Raw genomic sequence first — 16,173 nt, 5'->3', positions numbered from 1 at the left:
GGCCTTGGGGCTCACCGCCGCTCGTAATTGGTCAACCCGCTTGCAAGCCGATTGCCTGCCAGTTCCACTCGCGATCCGGTCCAGTCGGCGAAGAAGACGCTGCGGCGTTGCAGGCCGGGAACGAAGCGGGCTTCGTTGTTGCGGACACTAAGGCCATCGGAAGGATGCAGCACGGTTTCAGCGCCCAGCGCGATGAAGGCGGAGTAGTTCTCCTTGTCGCGCCCCTGCACGAACCAGTTGTTGGCGATGCTGCCCTGGCTGCCGGCCGGCAGGTCGATCATGTAATTGGTGCCGCTTCCCTGTGCGTCGTCGAAGCTGTTGTTCTCGATCGTGACCCGCGCCGCGCGCGCCTTGACATAGTGCCCACCGCGACCACGTTCAAAACGGCTGTCGACCACCGTCAGTTCGCCATAATTGCCGATGTAGAGCGAATGCGCGCAACCGGCTGAGTTTTCACAGGTACCAAGTCCGCTGAAGGTCGAGCGGGCAATATAGATGCGCCCGCCAGTGTCATTGGCGCTCAGGATGCCCTGCTGGCTGTCAAGGAACCGGGCATAGGCGACATTGAGCACCCCTTTTTCAAGGCGGATCCCGGCGCCATTGCCGTCGGGCACGCTGATGTTGCTAAAGGTTATACCGCGGATTTCCGCACCCAGCCCGCGCAGAACCAGTGCGGCTTTTCCTTCGCAGGCGGTGCGATCGAAAGTTACCGTGCCGTACTCGCGCGCGACGAACAGGACGACTCCCTGAGTCTGCACAGCGCATTGACGATAGGCGCCGGGTGCGATCTCGATCGTGCCGCGCCGGTCACCGATCGCGTCGACGGCGGCTTGCAGGCTGCCATAGGTGCGGCCGGTCTCTATCACCGTGAAAGGCGCGCCGCCCGATTGCGCGGCAGACTTCGACGGCAGTAATGCCGAGACGGCAAGGCCGAGCACGAACGCAAGGAACATCCAGTCGAGCGCATTGGCAAGAGTGGAGGCAAAGGGGCGACGGGTTTGCGATGCGAGCTGTACCATGCGCACATCATATCGTGATTCGCACAGTCCCAACGTGCCTGTGTTGGGCCTGTGCCGTTTCGATGCAGCAATTGCCCCTTGGCTTAACCCGGCCATCGCCGCTAGACGATCCGGGCTTTCGGGAAATGAGAGGAGACCCCGATGAACACGCTCACCATCCGTAACGCACGGACCTTGGCCTTGCTTTGCGCCGGAGCGGCAGCGCTCGCCGCATGTGGCAGCACCGACGACGCTTCGACCGAGGCGATGCCCGAAACGGTTGAAATGCCCGCAGACGCCGCGCTTGAGCCTGTGGCCGACGAACCCGTGGCAGACCCTGATGCGCTGGCCGCGCCAACCGATGCCGCAGCAAGCACCCCTGATACCGGCACCGCGCAGCAGGCTGGCGATGCCGCTGCCCAGGTCGCCGCAGAGGCTGCCGCCGTCGCCGAAGCGGCTGATGACAGTGAAGGTGAATAGCCCATGCGTTCAGCATATCGTGCAGCGGCTCTGATCACGCTTATGGCGGCGATTTCGGCATGCAATGAACAGGGCGGCAGCGCACCGGGTGCTGTCAGCGAAGGCGAAGCGCAGGCGCTGGAGGAAGCCGCCGAAATGCTCGACGAGCGCCAGCTTCCCGAAGGCGTGTTGCCACCCGTCGACGTGGCAGAGGATGGCGCAGAGACGCCGGAACCCGAAACCCCGCAAGAGGCAGAAACCGAATGAACACCCAGCCCCAGCATCCCCTTGGCCACAATCCGGGAATGGATGAGGATACCTTCGAACAATTTGCCGAGCAGCTGACTCGCTACGTCCGTGAAAGGCTGATTCCGGCGGAAGCCGAAGTGATCGCAAACGATGCGATCCCGGCTGAGATCATTGATGAAATGCGCGAAATGGGGCTGTTCGGCCTGGCCGTGCCCGAAGAATACGGCGGCGCCGGGCTGAATATGACGCAATATGCGCGCGTCGTGAACATCATGGCCTATGCCGCGCCCGCATACCGCTCGATCTTCTCGATCAACGTCGGCATGTTCGCCAGCGCGCTGAAGAACGGGGCGACCGCAGCCCAGAAGGCGGAATGGTATCCCAAGATCGCCGAAGGCAAGATTGCCTGTTTTGGCCTGACAGAGCCGGGTTCGGGCAGTGACAGCGCCGCCATGGCAACCACCGCCACCCCTGATCCGGACGGCAATGGCTGGATCCTCAACGGCACCAAGCGCTACATCACCAACGCCCCGCACGCCGAAGTCGCCTTGATCATGGCGCGGACGGAGAAAGAAGCTCTGCCCAAGAACGCGCATGTCAGCGCGTTTCTGGTGCCGATGAATTCTCCGGGCGTTTCCACCGGTTCGCCAGACAAGAAGATGGGGCAATCCGGTAGCCATATCTCCGACATCATGCTCGACGATGTGAAGGTGCCGGGCGAAGCGCTGCTCGGCGGTGAAACCGGCCGTGGTTTCCGCTTTGCCATGCAGAGCCTCGACAATGGCCGCATCAGCGTTGGTGCGGCGGCCACCGGCTATGCCCGCCGCGCGCTCGATTCAGCCTTGCGCTATGCCAATGAACGCAAGGCATTCGGCGAACCGATCGCAAATTTCCAGCTGATCCAGCAGATGCTCGCCGACAGCGAGATCGAGATCTACGCCGCCGAAGCGATGATGAAGGACGTGACCGCACGCGCCGATTGCGGGGAGAACATCCTCGTCAAGGCTGCTGCGTTCAAGGTCTTCGCCTCGGAAATGTGCGGCCGCGTGGTGGACCGGGTGGTGCAGGTCTATGGCGGCGCGGGATACCTTGCCGAATACGACGCCGAACGCTTTTATCGCGATGCGCGCATCTATCGCATCTACGAAGGCACGACGCAGATCCTGCAACTCCAGATCGCCAAGCACATGCTGCGCGAATGGAGCGGGAATGTATAAGCTTCTAGCCGACCTTTCGATAATCGAGGTCTCCAGCTTTGTCGCTTCGCCCACGGCGGGCCTCTATTGCGCGCAAATGGGTGCAGAGGTGATCCGTGTCGATCACAAGGCAGGCGGTCTCGATTACGATCGCTACATGCTGACCAAAGAGGGCCGCTCGCTTTCGTGGGAGAACCTCAACCGCGCCAAGAAATCGGTGGCGCTGGATCTTCGCTCGGCCGAGGGCCGCGAATTGTGCGTCGAACTGGCGGCGCGCACCGGGCAGCTGATCACCAATCTGCCGGAAAGGAGCTTCCTCGCGCATGACGCGGTAAAAGCGGCCCAGCCGCAGGGCGCACCTGACCTCACATCGGTGAGGATCATGGGCTGGCATGACGGACGGCAGGCGATGGACTTCACCGTCAACGCCGCGTCGGGATACCCGTTGATGACGGGTCCCGAAGACTGGGACATGGAAACCGCGCCGCCGGTCAATCAGGTGCTGCCCGCTTGGGATTTCATCACCGGAGCTTACTGCGCGTTCGCCCTGCTCGCCGCCCTGCGCCACCGCGATGCGACGGGCCAGGGCAGCGAAGTGCGCGTCCCGCTGGGTGATGTGGCGATCGGCACGGTCGCCAATTCAGGATTGATGGCGGAAATGCTCTATCGCGGCTCCGACCGGGAGCGGCTCGGCAATGCGATCTGGGGCGCGTTCGGGCGGGATTTCCGCTCAAAGGACGGGGTGCGCTTTATGGTTGCGGCGCTAACGCCCAAGCAGTGGGAGGGGCTGGTGGCAGCGTTTGGCGTCGCCACGCCTATCGGCCAGCTGGAAGCCACAACCGGGGCCAATTTCTCGGCTGGTGACCGCCCGCGCTTCGAACACCGTCACGCGCTGTTCGACATTTTCCAGAACGTAGCCTCTGCGCACGAATATTCATCGCTCGAAGCCCGCATGGCGGCCGAAGGGTGCACTTTCGAGAAGTATCGCACCGCGCATGAAGCCGCGAACGATCCGGTGCTGGTGGCGTCCAATCCGCTGTTCGGGCCATCCCCTGCCAACCCTTCGGGCTTCGAATATCCGGCGACCCGCAGCTTTGCCAATCTGCCGGGACAGGAACCGGGCAACCCCGCCCCCGCGCCCTATCTGGGCCAGCATTCGGAAGAGGTTCTGGCAGAGCGGCTCGGCCTGTCGAGCGGCGCGATTGGCAAATTGGTGGATGCCGGAACGGTGGCCCTGTCTGATAAGGACAACAAATGACCAGAAGAGTAGCAATCGTATCGCCCCTGCGGACCCCCGTCGGCAAATTCCTCGGCGGCTTGTCGAGCATGAATGCCGGCCAATTGGGCGCGGTGATCCTGAAAGCGCTGATCGAACGCAGCGGGATCGATCCCGAGCGGGTCGACGATGTCGTGTTCAGCCAGGGCTACGGCAATGGCGAAGCGCCTGCGATCGGGCACTGGAGTTGGCTTGCCGCGGGCCTGCCAATCGAGGTCCCCGGCTTCCAGCTTGATCGGCGGTGCGGATCGGGCGTGCAGGCGGTGGCGACGGCGGCGATGATGATCGAGACCGGCATGGCGGATGTGGTTGTCGCGGGCGGTGTCGAAAGCATGTCGAATGTCGAACATTATACCACCGATTTGCGCGGCGGTGTGCGCATGGGCGACATGACGCTGCACGATCGCCTTTCGCGCGGCCGGTTGATGAGCCAGCCGATTGAACGCTTCGGCGTGATCACCGGTATGATTGAGACGGCTGAGAACCTCGCCAAGGATTACGGCATTACCCGCGAGGAAGCGGACGCCTTCGCGGTCCGCTCGCACCAGAACGCTGCTGCCGCATGGGAGCAACGCAAGTTCGATGGCCATCTGGTTCCGGTCGAGGTGCCGCAACGGCGCGGCGATCCGGTGCTGTTCGACCATGACGAAGGCTACCGCGCCGATGCCTCGATGGAGACGCTTGGGGCTTTGCGCGCAATCGACCTCAAGCGTGACCCCGATGCCATCGTGACCGCAGGGAACGCCAGCCAGCAAAACGATGCGGCGGCAGCATGTCTGGTGGTCGCGGAGGACAAGCTTGAGGAATTGGGTCTGAGCCCGTCGCTATGGTTCGGCGGATGGGCTGCGGCGGGCTGCGACCCGTCGCGCATGGGTATCGGCCCGGTTCCGGCGGTCGAACGCCTGTTCGCGCGGCGCGGATACCGCTGGGACGATATCGGCCTCGTCGAACTCAATGAAGCCTTCGCGCCGCAGGTGCTGGCCGTGCTCAAGGGTTGGGGCTGGAGCGCGGATGACAGCCGCCGCGATATCCTCAACGTCAACGGTTCGGGCATATCGCTGGGCCATCCCATCGGCGCGACCGGAGGACGCATCCTTGCGGACATGGCTGCCGAAATGCACCGGCGCGAGGTGCGCTATGGGCTTGAAACCATGTGCATCGGCGGTGGCCAGGGCATCGCGGCGGTGTTCGAGCGCGCAGCCTGATGGGCGAGTGGGACGCGTGGATCGGGCGCGAACAGCGCGCGAAGGATCGGCTGGACGAGGGGCTTGCAGGCCGCTGGCTCGCGACTTTCGATCTGGATCAGGGCGAGGCGATCCTGCCGCAGGGCATCCACTTTGCCCTGTGCACGCCCGATGCGCCCACCACGGCGCTGGGTGAAGACGGTCATCCCGCCCGCGACGACAGCGCAGTCAGCTTCCTGCCCCCGTTCCCCATGCCACGCCGGATGTGGGCATCCAGCGCAATCCGCTTCATCGCTCCCATCGCTCGCGGAGCCGTGATCGAGCGGATCAGCCGCGTCGCCTCGATCAGCGAGAAGGAAGGCGGTTCGGGCAAGCTCGCTTTTGTCGATGTGGAGCATGAAACCCACGCCAACGGTACGCTGTCGGTGCGCGAGACGCAGACGCTGGTCTATCGCGAGGCCGCCGCGCTCGACGCGCCGCTCAGCCCCCCGGATATGAGCGACGCCCAGTTTGACCCGTCAGATTGGGAAGCACACCGCCCCATCACGCCCGATCCGCGTCTGCTGTTCCGTTATTCCGCGCTCACCTTCAACACGCACCGCATCCATTACGACTCGCCTTACGCCCGCGATGTCGAGCGGTATCGCGGACTAGTGGTGCACGGTCCGCTGACAGCCAGCCTGCTGTTGCAACTGGCCGCGCGGGAGCTGGGCGAGAACCGGCTGCGGCACTTCGAGTTTCGCGGGGTTTCTCCGGCCATAGTCGGAGAGCCGCTGCATCTGGTGATGCGCAAATCGGATGATGGCTTCGACATGGCGGCTTTTGCCGATGACGGGCGCCAGATTACCAAGGCAAGGGCCAGCCTCTAATCTTGCGCTTTGGGCGGCCTACCCCGCCTTGGAGCCTTCGATTTCTCCACCTCGATTCCACGCGCCGACAAAGCCTCACGCAGCAGCATCTCGATCTGCGCGTTGGCAGAGCGAAGTTCAGCCCCCGCCAACCGCTCGATCGCGGCATGTACTGCCGGATCGAGCCGCAGGGCGAAGGCCTTTTTCTGAGCGGGTGCAGCCATGGCTGCCTCCTTGGATATCGTATTACTGGTAGAGCGTGCCGGCGTTGACGACGGGCTGCGCCTCGCGATCGCCGCACAGCACCACCATCAGGTTCGACACCATGGCCGCCTTGCGTTCATCGTCGAGCTCGACCACGCCATCGCTCGAGAGCTTCTCGAGCGCATCCTCGACCATGCTGACCGCGCCGATCACCACCTTCTTGCGCGCGGCGATCACCGCGTCGGCCTGCTGGCGGCGCAGCATCGCACCGGCAATTTCGGGGGCATAGGCAAGGTGGGTGAGGCCGGCTTCGTCGACATCAATTCCGGCAACCGAAAGGCGCTCGTTCAATTCGACCTGAAGTTCGCTGTTCACAACATCGGCGCTGCCGCGAAGCGTGGTTTCATCCTCATCCGACATGTCGTCATAGGGGTGGCGCGAACCCACTGTACGCAATCCCGCTTCGATCTGGATGTTCACGAATTCCTTGTAGTCATCGACATCGAACACCGCTTGCGCCGTATCGGCCACGCGCCAGACGACGTTGCAAGCGATTTCGATCGGGTTGCCGCGCAGGTCGTTGATCTTGACCTTCTCCGAATGGATGTTGTGCGCGCGCACGCTGACCTTCTTCTTGCCCATCCAGGGCCATACCCAATGCAGGCCGTCCTTGCGAACTGTGCCGCGATATTCGCCGAACAGGGTGATGACCGTGGCTTCATTGGGCTGGATCATGAAAAAGCCGAGGGTCACGGCCAGAAACAGCAGCGAACCGCCAATCAGGCTGGGAATGATGACGTGTTCATACGGCATCGAAATGGCGAGGCTGGCGGGCACGAGCACCGTTGCGAGGAGAACGAGCAAGAGCACATAGCCGTTATAGGCGCTGGCGCGAGTCTCCTTGCTGGCAATGCGTCGGGTGGGGGTGTCTGACATGCTTGAACTCCTGTAGTTACGATATAATTATAATATCATATTTATATCGAAGAGGGGCGAATGTCAATTCTCCGCGCGATAATCCGGTATCGGTTGCAGCACACCATAACTTTCCGCGCTTGGCTCATGGTCCAGATCGGGAAAGTCGATTTCGGGCGGGGCCACATGCGTATCAGGCAAGTGGTCAAGCAGATGGCGGACCAGCGTCAGTCGTCCCCTCTTCTGATCGTTGAAATCGACCAATGTCCATGGGGCATGACTGGTATGCGTCGCCTTGAGCATCGCCTCCCGTGCCTTTGTGTAGGCATCATATTTCTCACGCGCGGCAAGATCGATCGGCGAAAGCTTCCAGCGCTTGAGCGGGTCTTCCAACCGCTCTTTTAGCCGCTCCTCCTGATTGTCCTGATCGGTTGTCAGCCAGTATTTGAACAGCAGGATCCCGTCGTCGGTAAGCAGCTTTTCAAACACCGGAACCTGCTTCAGGAACGCCTCAACCTGCGCCTCTGTCGCATAACCCATAACCTTTTCGACGCCCGCGCGATTGTACCAACTGCGGTCGAACAGAACGATTTCTCCGGCATGGGGAAGGTGCGCGATGTAGCGCTGGAAATACCACTGGGTGAGCTCCTCCTCACTGGGTTTGGACAGTGCGACGGTGCGGCACTGGCGCGGGTTGAGCTTGTCGCGCACCGCGCTGATCGCACCGCCCTTCCCTGCCGTATCACGGCCCTCGAACAGCACGACAATCCGCGCACCCGTAGTCCGGGCCCAACGTGCCATCCCGACCAGCTCCTCGGTCATAGGCTCCAGCAGTTCGCGGTATTCCTTGCCCTTCAGCTTTTCCCCTTTGGCCATAGTGCCTTCCTACCCCTTTACGCGTTTCGGTTGTTGCAATGGCGCGATGGTAGTATCATTTGAGACCTGATGGCTACTCTCGCAGATCAAGAGACCGATTTTTCCAGGCTACCGGCACTTCCGGCGGATGTGTTCACAGCACCGCTCGCGAAACCGCCGCATCTGGGCGATGACTGGCTTGAACCTGCCCAAACCGATTATTCTTCCGAAGATCACGCCATTTGGGACGATCTGTTCGCCCGCCAGATGGAGGTGCTACCCGGACGCGCGGCGAGCGCGTTCATGGCGGGTCTGGAAAAGCTGGACCTGTCCCGCGGGGGTATCCCCGAATTCGGGCAACTGTCCGAAGAGCTGGACAGGCTGACCGGGTGGAGCGTGGTGCCGGTGCCGATGCTGATACCCGATCATGTGTTCTTCTGGCACCTCGCCAACCGGCGTTTCCCGGCGGGCAATTTCATCCGCACGCGGGAAACCTTCGATTACATCCAGGAACCCGACGTGTTTCACGACGTGTTCGGCCACGTCCCCATGCTGACCGATCCCGTCTATGCCGATTACATGCAGGAATATGGCCGCGCCGGGTGGAAGGCGATGCGGTACAACCGGCTGAAGGCGCTGGGCTCGCTCTATTGGTATACGGTCGAATTCGGCCTGATCGAAGAGGAAGCCGGCATCCGCGCCTATGGCGCAGGTATCCTTTCAGGCCCGACCGAAGCCCGATTTGCCGTCGAAGCGCAAAGCCCCAATCGCATCATGCTGAATGTCGACCGGGTGATGCGCACCGATTACGTGATCAGCGACCTGCAACCGACCTATTTCGTGATCGAGAGTTTCGAAGATCTCTACCGCCAGACGGTGACGCGCGATTTCGACAAGCTCTATCGCAGCCTCGCGCCCGGGTTCACCTATGCCAACAGCGCGGTGATCGATGTCGATTATGTGGTGCACCGCGGCACTCAGGAATATCACCTGCGCGGCGGAAGGGGCAGCGGCGCAAAGCCGGTCTGATATCCCGCTGCGGGATCGTAGCCGCCTACGCTTCTGCCTTGCGATTGAGAACCGCGTGATAGATCACCAGCGCGGCCGCCGGCGCCACGATTGCCGCGCCCAAAGCCAGCAAGGACAGGCTCCCGAGGATCGTGCCGGAGTTGATCAGCAGCCCCGCGATCAGGCTGGCCACAAGGCCTATTCCCATCTGACGCAGGATCGCGCCCGATTCCTCGGTGCGCGCGACGACCGAAGCCAGCCAACCTGCGCTAAGGCCAATAACAATCAGAAGAAGCAGCGCCATTTAATCAAGTCATTCCGGTGCAAGAGTTTCACCCCCAGAACATCCGGGGCGCGGGTTTGGTTCCGACAGTCTGTAATCGCAGGCGGCTTCAGAAGAAATAGAACAGCGCGCAACCCATTGCGATGCGATAGACCACAAAGACCAGCATCGACGCCCGCTTCAGGAAGTTCATCAGGAACGCCATCGTCAGGAACGCGGCGACGAAGGTCATGGCGCCGGTGATGATTGCTTCCATCAGCAGTGCGCTATCGGCCTCCAGCAGGTCAGGGACGATCAGCACTCCCGCACCCGCGACCGCCGGGATTGAGAGAAGGAAGGAGAACCGCGCCGCTTCGAACCGGCCATAGCCCAAAAACCGGGCCGCGGTCATGGTGACACCCGAACGGCTTGTGCCCGGAACCAGCGCCAGCGCCTGCGCCAGACCGACGATCAACCCGTCGCGCCACGTCATCTGCTCGAAGGTCTTTTCCTCCTTGCCGAAGTGGTCAGCGAGGCCGAGCAGGATGCCGTAGACGATGAGGTTGGTTGCAACGAGATCGGTGAACCGGATCGACTCGAGCAGGTCGCCATCCTTGATCTCGATTCCGAACACGCTCGAAACGACGCCGTTGAGGAAACCCAGCTTGATCGCCAGCCCGAACAGGACGGCGGGAATCGTGCCCAGCACGATCCACAGGAACAACTTGCGCCATTCGCTCGCACCGGGACTGTTCGCACCGATTCCGACGGTCGCAAAGCCGCCGCGCGCAAGGCCCAGCACGTCCTTGAAGAAATAGGTGATGATCGCCAGCAACGATCCGACATGCACGGCAATGTCGATCATCGGCCCCTGATCGGCCGCGCCAGTAAAAACCGGCACCAGGATCAAGTGACCGGAAGACGAGATCGGAAGGAATTCGGTGATTCCCTGAACGATCGCGATGATGAGCATCTGCAGAAAAGTCATGACCCGCGCCTCTCGTAGGAAGCGCGGGCCAAGTCAATCGGGATTAGCGGGAGGTTTAGCCCCCAGCCCCATTTACCAGATGCGTACGCGCTTCTCCGGCGGTAGGTACATCGCGTGATCTTCGGTCACGCCGAAAGCCTCGTACCATTTGTCAAGGTTCCGTACGACGCCGTTGGTGCGGTATTCTTCCGGGCTGTGGCTGTCGGTGCGCAGGCGCTGGCGATAGTTGTCTTCGCGCTGCTGCGAACGCCACACCTGTGCCCAGGCGATGAAGAACCGCTGATCCCCGGTCAGCCCGTCGATCACCGGCACTTCCTTGCCCTCGGTCGCGATCTTGTAGGCACGATAGGCAAGGCTCAACCCGCCAAGGTCACCGATGTTCTCGCCAAGGGTGAAGCGGCCGTTGACGCAGGTTTCGCCGTTGTCGAGCGGGCAGAACGCGTCGTACTGCGCCACCAGAGCGTCGCCGCGTGCGTCGAAATTGGCGCGATCCTCGTCGGTCCACCAGTTCCGCAGCGCACCCGTTGCATCATACTTCGAACCCTGATCGTCAAAGCCGTGGCCGATTTCATGGCCGATCACCCCGCCGATCGCACCATAGTTCACCGCCGGATCATTGGTCAGCGCGAAGAACGGCTGCTGCAGGATCGCGGCGGGGAAGACGATTTCGTTCTTGGTGGGGTTGTAATAGGCGTTGACCGTCTGCGGCAGCATGAACCACTCGGTCCGGTCAATCGGCTGACCCAGCTTGGCGACATTGTCGCGCAGGCCCCAGGCATCAGCGGCAATCGCATTGGCCAGCGGATTGTCGGCCGTCACCTCCAGCCCTTCATAGGTTTCGAGGTTGTCGCGATAACCGATCTTGGGATCGAAGCTGGCGAGCTTCTCCAGCGCGCGCTGCTTTGTCTCTGCACCCATCCATTCGATCTCGTCGATCGACTGGGCAACCGCGACCCGCAGGTTCGCCACCAGTTCTTCCATCGCCGCCTTGTTCTCAGGCGGGAAGTAACGCTCGACATAGCTCTTGCCGATCAGTTCCCCCAAGCCCCCTTCGGTGTGGGCGATGGCACGCTTCCACCGGGCGCGCTGCTCAGGCGTGCCTTGCAGCAGCTTGCCATAGAGCGCGAAATTCGCCTCGTCGAAGCGCGAGGGCAGAACCGATGCGTGATCCGACAGGAATTCCTTGATCGACCACGCCTGAAGCGTCGCCAGCTGCGTGTCGTTCAGCAGCTTGAGCATGCCCGGCATGCCTTCGCCGATCTGGGCAAGCTGTTCTTCGGTAAGGCCCAGTTCCTTGGCGCGCTCATCGCTCGGCGGCAGGTTGCCGACAACGAAGATCGGCGAGGCGTCGAGCCCGATCTTGCCGAGCATGGCGGCCACGGGGAAGTCCCCAGCAATCGCTTCGAGTTCGGCCATGGTCATCGCGTTATAGGTGAGATCACGGTTGCGCCGCGCGGTGCGGGCCCAGTCGATGTCCCGCGCAATGCGATCTTCCATCGCATAGACCGCTTCGGCAGCGGCCATCGGATCGGCATAGCCGGCCTCGCCCAGCAGCATCGCGACATACTCGCGATAAGCCTGCTGGATCGCTTTGCCCTTTTCGCTGTCGTCGAGGTAGTAATCCCGGTCCGGCAGGCCCAGGCCGCCGCTGCCGAGATAGGCGACATAGCGATCGGGCTGTTTTGCATCGACGTTGACGAAGCCGCCCAGGGGGCTGGAATAGGCAGGATCCGCCCACAGCATCGCCAGATCTTCGAGCGAAGTCGCGGCAACGATCGCGTTGAGATATGGCTGTGCCGGAGCAAGACCGGCGGCATCAATGGCTTCAACATCGAGATAGGCATTGTGCATGTCGACAATGCGCTTTTCGTCGCCGGTGAGCGTCGCCGGGTCCTTTGCCACCAGCTCGTCCATCAGCGCCTTTACGTCGGTGGTCGACTTTTCGCGCAACAGGTTGAACGCGCCGAACCGGCTGAATTCGGCCGGCAGCGGGTTGGCATCGAGCCACTTCTGGTTGACGTAGGCGAAGAAGTCGTCGCCCGGATCGACCGTGCTCGAAAGCAACTCCGGATCGACGCCCCATGTGCCGAAGCTCATCGTCGGCGTGGACGGTTCCGGCGCGGCTTCGGCATCGGCATGCGCTTCGAGCATTTCGATATCGGCGCCGGGAATTCCCGAATCCTGATGGGCGGCGGCCGCTCCGGCGAGAGCAAAGGCGGCGGTGCCTGCGAGAAGCAGAGTGGTCTTGCGGATCATATGTGCGGTCCCCGTTTGAAAGACTTTGATTGCAGTCGTGATGTAACGCCTGCGCGCGCGCAAGGTTGCCGCTTGTCGCTCAAGTGACGCGGTTCGTCGAAAGGGGCGCTTCAGGCCGCTTCGGCGGCGAACTGGAGCGAGGCCAGTCGCGCATACAGACCGCCCGCCGCGCTCAATTGCGCATGGGTGCCCTGTTCGACCACTTCGCCATCTTCAAGCACGATGATCCGGTCCGCCGCACGCACCGTCGCAAGCCTGTGCGCGATTACCAGCGTGGTGCGATCCTTCATCAGCACTTCCAATGCCTGCTGCACCAATTGCTCGCTTTCGGCGTCGAGCGCGCTGGTCGCTTCGTCCAGCAACAGGATCGGGGCATCTCGCAGCAGCGCACGGGCAATCGCGACGCGCTGTTGCTGGCCGCCCGACAATTGCGTGCCGCCCTCACCCAGATAGGTGTCGAGCCCCTGCGGCAACGCCTTCAGGAAGGTTTCAGCATTGGCGGCGCGGGCCGCTTCCCAGATTTCCTCGTCGCTCGCATCCCATTTGCCATAACGCAGATTGTCGCGGGCGTTGGCGCTGAACAGCACCCCGTCCTGCGGCACCAGCGCCAGCCGCTCGCGGATGTCCGCCGGGTCCGCCTTGGTCAGCGGCACCCCGTCGAGCCGGATCGTGCCGACCTGCGGATCGTAGAACCGCTCGACCAGCTGGAAGATCGTCGATTTGCCCGCACCTGAGGGGCCGACAATGGCGACGGTCTCGCCCGGCTGAATCTCCAGGCTGAAATCCTTGAGCGCGGGGGTTTCCGGACGCGCCGGATAACGGAAGGTGACATTGCGGAACGAGAGGCTGCCACGCGCCGGCACAGGCAGCGCCTCTGGTCGTTCGGGCGCAGCGATAGCGGGCTTTGCCTCAAGCAATTCGGCAAGGCGGCTTGCGGCCCCTGCCCCGCGCAGCAATTCGCCATAGACTTCGGTGAGCGCACCGAACGCCCCCGCCACGATCATCGCGCCGACAATGAATGACAGGATCGTGCCGCCGGTAATCTCGCCCGCAGCGACACCCTCGGCCCCGCGCCACAACAGCAGCACGATGGACCCGAAGATCGCGAGGATGATCACCGCCGTCATGATCGAACGCAGCACGATGCGGCGGCGCGCGGTGTCGAACGTACGCTCCACCGCGTCGCCAAAACGATCGGCCTCGCGCGCTTCCTGGCCAAAGCTCTGCACGACTTTCATCGCGCTCAGAACTTCGGTGACCATCGCGCCGACATCGGCGATCCGATCCTGGCTGTCGCGCGAGATGGTCCTGATCTTGCGTCCGAAGAACACGATAGGCAGGATCACGCCGGGAATGCCGACAGCGAGCCATACCGTAAGGCCCGGCAACAGCCAGAACAGGTAGATCGTCCCGCCGATGCCGAGGAAGATGTTGCGCAGCGCCACCGAAACCGTGGTGCCGACCACCGTTTCGATAATCGCGGTGTCCGCCGTCATCCGGCTGGAAATCTCCTTGGGGCTGTTTTCCTCGTAGAACCCGGGCGAAAGCCGCATCAGATTTCGGTGCACCTTGCGACGGATATCCGCGACAACACGTTCGCCGATCCAGCTGACGAAGTAAAACCGCGCAGCCGTGCCGAATGCGATCACCAGCACGATCTCGAACAGATAGCGAAACCAGCGTCCGATATCGCCTGCGCCTTCGACGCCTGCCGAACCGCCGCCGAAGCCCCGATCGACAATCAGTTGCATCGCCGCCGGAATGGCAAGAGTGCCTGCCGCCGTGATCGTCAGCGCGATCAGCGCGAACATCACCTGTGTCGGATACTTCGCGGCCTCGCGAAAAATCATCCGCAGCGGCGCGAGCGAGCGCGGCTTTTTCGCGTCCGCAGCAGCATCTGCTCCCTCGCCTTCCGCCTGATCGAGGGTGCTTTCGTCTGCGCTTTCGCTGATTTGGGTGGATGCCCCGGACATAGTCGGCCCCATCTAGACACGCCGAACGCAAATTTCACGCGCAAAAAACACATGTTTGCCCAGCCCATCCGACCTCTCGGCAAAATTGTGCATTGCACAACGGCGCGCGAAGGGCCATCTAGGCGCCAATCCGCACGCCGCGTAGGGGGATCGCGCGTCGCACACTCGGATCCAGACAACGGACGGGCGCTTATGCTTTATCAGGCTTACGAACTGCAACGCAGCTGGATGAATTCGGTCAGCTCGGTTGCCTCGATCACATCGGAACTGCTGGCAAATCCAGCCAATCCGCTGAGTTATCTCGGAATCGGTCCGATCGCCGCCAACGCGCTCGACGTGTTTGCACACGCCACGGCCTACTATTCGAAGCCCGCTTTCGGCATCACCAAAGTGGATGTTGACGGCAAAATCTATCCGGTGATCGAAGCGACTGTGATGAATCGCCCGTTCGGCGATCTCAAACGGTTCCGGCTGGATGGCGTCGATGATGACCGGCCCAAGCTGCTGATCGTCGCCCCGATGAGCGGCCATTTCGCCACCCTGCTGCGCGGCACTGTGCGGCGGATGCTGCAGAAATACGAAGTCTACATCACCGATTGGGCCGATGCGAAGACGGTTCCCTTGCACGAAGGGAACTTCGATCTCGACGATTACATCGACTATCTGATCGAATTCCTCGAATATATCGAGCAGGTGAAACCCGGCCAGCGTCCGCACATGCTTGCGGTTTGCCAGCCCTCCGTTCCGGCTTTCGCCACCACCGCTCTGATGAACCAGCACAAATCGCCCGCGACCCCGCTGACGCTGACGATGATGGGCGGGCCGATCGACACTCGTGAAAGCCCGACCACGGTCAACAACCACGCGATGAACCGCCCGATCGAATGGTTCCGCCAGAGCGTTATCGCCACCGTGCCGATCAACTATCGCGGCGCCGGGCGGCGGGTATATCCGGGCTTCATGCAGCTTTCGGCCTTCATGAGCATGAACCTGCAAAGCCACATGATGAGCCATTACGAGATGTTCAAACATCTGACTGCGGGCGACGAGGAAAGCGCGCAGGCGACCAAGGATTTCTACGACGAATATCGCGCGGTGTGCGACATGACGGCGGAATTCTACCTCCAGACTGTCGAGGAAGTGTTCCAGAAGCACTCGATCCCCAATGGCGAATTCCGCCACAAGGGCGAAATCGTCGACCTCACCCAGATCACCGACACCGCCCTGCTGGCGATCGAAGGCGAGCGTGACGATATTTCGGGGCTGGGCCAGACGAAGGCCGCGCTGAAGCTCGCAAGTGGCCTCGCCGAAGACAAAAAGCGGTACTACATGGCCGAAGGCGCAGGGCATTACGGCATCTTCAACGGCAGCAAGTGGCGCAACAACGTCGCACCCGTGGTTGAGGAATTCATCGCCGCTCACATCTGAGCCGGATAAATTGCCCGCGCCGATTTTCCCTATTTCAAGCCGCGAATCCCGATGGTATTCGCATGCCTGACGAC

16 protein-coding genes are annotated in these 16,173 nt (G+C 62.0%); 8 read left to right on the top strand and 8 right to left on the bottom strand.

What is annotated here, in order from left to right:
- Positions 1 to 11: 11 nt before the first annotated feature.
- Entirely contained in the window at positions 12 to 1,019 is a 1,008-nt protein-coding gene (locus AABA34_RS03140) for a right-handed parallel beta-helix repeat-containing protein (protein WP_338303853.1), read from the bottom strand.
- A 141-nt stretch (positions 1,020 to 1,160) separates the two neighbouring features.
- Here AABA34_RS03140 and AABA34_RS03135 point away from each other — a divergent pair, with 141 nt between their 5' ends.
- From AABA34_RS03135 to AABA34_RS03110, 6 genes are read left to right on the top strand one after another with little or no spacing between them, the layout of a single operon-like run.
- The gene (locus tag AABA34_RS03135; protein WP_338303852.1) at positions 1,161 to 1,478 is read left to right on the top strand and encodes a hypothetical protein; all 318 of its coding nucleotides are present in this window, start codon (positions 1,161 to 1,163) and stop codon (positions 1,476 to 1,478) included.
- A gap of 3 nt (positions 1,479 to 1,481) precedes the next feature.
- Complete coding sequence (locus AABA34_RS03130; RefSeq protein WP_338303851.1) at positions 1,482 to 1,724, top strand: hypothetical protein; 243 nt, start codon at positions 1,482 to 1,484, stop codon at positions 1,722 to 1,724.
- On the top strand, positions 1,721 to 2,923 hold the full coding sequence (locus AABA34_RS03125) for an acyl-CoA dehydrogenase family protein (protein WP_338303850.1): 1,203 nt from the start codon (positions 1,721 to 1,723) through the stop codon (positions 2,921 to 2,923). The genes AABA34_RS03130 and AABA34_RS03125 overlap by 4 nt, the downstream gene beginning before the upstream one ends.
- Positions 2,916 to 4,160 carry a CoA transferase gene (locus AABA34_RS03120; protein WP_338303849.1) on the top strand — a complete coding sequence of 415 codons (1,245 nt, stop codon included), beginning with the start codon at positions 2,916 to 2,918 and terminating at the stop codon, positions 4,158 to 4,160. The genes AABA34_RS03125 and AABA34_RS03120 overlap by 8 nt, the downstream gene beginning before the upstream one ends.
- Positions 4,157 to 5,383, top strand: a complete 1,227-nt coding sequence (locus AABA34_RS03115) for an acetyl-CoA C-acetyltransferase (RefSeq protein WP_338303848.1) — start codon at positions 4,157 to 4,159, stop codon at positions 5,381 to 5,383. The genes AABA34_RS03120 and AABA34_RS03115 overlap by 4 nt, the downstream gene beginning before the upstream one ends.
- Positions 5,383 to 6,231, top strand: coding sequence for an FAS1-like dehydratase domain-containing protein (locus AABA34_RS03110; RefSeq protein ID WP_338303847.1), 849 nt, complete (start codon positions 5,383 to 5,385; stop codon positions 6,229 to 6,231). Before AABA34_RS03115 ends, AABA34_RS03110 begins: the two co-directional genes overlap by 1 nt.
- Here AABA34_RS03110 and AABA34_RS03105 read toward each other — a convergent pair.
- From AABA34_RS03105 to ppk2, 3 genes are all read right to left on the bottom strand, one after another.
- The gene (locus AABA34_RS03105) at positions 6,228 to 6,434 is read right to left on the bottom strand and encodes a toxin-antitoxin system HicB family antitoxin (RefSeq protein WP_252259591.1); all 207 of its coding nucleotides are present in this window, start codon (positions 6,432 to 6,434) and stop codon (positions 6,228 to 6,230) included. The genes AABA34_RS03110 and AABA34_RS03105 overlap by 4 nt on opposite strands.
- 22 nt (positions 6,435 to 6,456) lie before the next feature.
- Positions 6,457 to 7,350 (bottom strand): SPFH domain-containing protein, encoded by an 894-nt coding sequence (locus AABA34_RS03100; RefSeq protein WP_338303846.1) that lies wholly within the window; start codon positions 7,348 to 7,350, stop codon positions 6,457 to 6,459.
- A 63-nt stretch (positions 7,351 to 7,413) separates the two neighbouring features.
- Positions 7,414 to 8,205 carry a polyphosphate kinase 2 gene (gene ppk2, locus AABA34_RS03095; protein WP_338303845.1) on the bottom strand — a complete coding sequence of 264 codons (792 nt, stop codon included), beginning with the start codon at positions 8,203 to 8,205 and terminating at the stop codon, positions 7,414 to 7,416.
- A 69-nt stretch (positions 8,206 to 8,274) separates the two neighbouring features.
- On the opposite strand from ppk2, the gene phhA reads away from it, so the two are divergent.
- Complete coding sequence (gene phhA / locus AABA34_RS03090) at positions 8,275 to 9,213, top strand: phenylalanine 4-monooxygenase (protein WP_338303844.1); 939 nt, start codon at positions 8,275 to 8,277, stop codon at positions 9,211 to 9,213.
- Between the two features lie 25 nt (positions 9,214 to 9,238).
- Here the strand turns inward: phhA and AABA34_RS03085 are convergent, their stop codons facing one another.
- The 4 genes from AABA34_RS03085 to AABA34_RS03070 form a co-directional block, all read right to left on the bottom strand.
- Positions 9,239 to 9,496 (bottom strand): hypothetical protein, encoded by a 258-nt coding sequence (locus AABA34_RS03085; RefSeq protein ID WP_338303843.1) that lies wholly within the window; start codon positions 9,494 to 9,496, stop codon positions 9,239 to 9,241.
- An 88-nt stretch (positions 9,497 to 9,584) separates the two neighbouring features.
- A complete protein-coding gene (locus AABA34_RS03080) occupies positions 9,585 to 10,442 on the bottom strand; it encodes an undecaprenyl-diphosphate phosphatase (protein ID WP_338303842.1) in 858 nt (285 codons plus the stop codon).
- A gap of 72 nt (positions 10,443 to 10,514) precedes the next feature.
- Complete coding sequence (locus AABA34_RS03075) at positions 10,515 to 12,698, bottom strand: M13 family metallopeptidase (protein ID WP_338303841.1); 2,184 nt, start codon at positions 12,696 to 12,698, stop codon at positions 10,515 to 10,517.
- A 110-nt stretch (positions 12,699 to 12,808) separates the two neighbouring features.
- The gene (locus AABA34_RS03070; protein ID WP_338304674.1) at positions 12,809 to 14,548 is read right to left on the bottom strand and encodes an ABC transporter transmembrane domain-containing protein; all 1,740 of its coding nucleotides are present in this window, start codon (positions 14,546 to 14,548) and stop codon (positions 12,809 to 12,811) included.
- A 315-nt stretch (positions 14,549 to 14,863) separates the two neighbouring features.
- Here AABA34_RS03070 and AABA34_RS03065 point away from each other — a divergent pair, with 315 nt between their 5' ends.
- Positions 14,864 to 16,099 carry a polyhydroxyalkanoate depolymerase gene (locus AABA34_RS03065; RefSeq protein ID WP_338303840.1) on the top strand — a complete coding sequence of 412 codons (1,236 nt, stop codon included), beginning with the start codon at positions 14,864 to 14,866 and terminating at the stop codon, positions 16,097 to 16,099.
- The last annotated feature ends 74 nt before the right edge of the window (positions 16,100 to 16,173 follow it).

It is taken from the genome of Erythrobacter sp. Dej080120_24 (genome assembly GCF_036322605.1).
Taxonomy (GTDB): Bacteria; Pseudomonadota; Alphaproteobacteria; order Sphingomonadales; family Sphingomonadaceae; genus Erythrobacter; species Erythrobacter aurantius.
The sequence above is the reverse complement of the archived record's forward strand: the minus strand, read 5'-3'. Positions and strand labels throughout refer to the sequence as shown.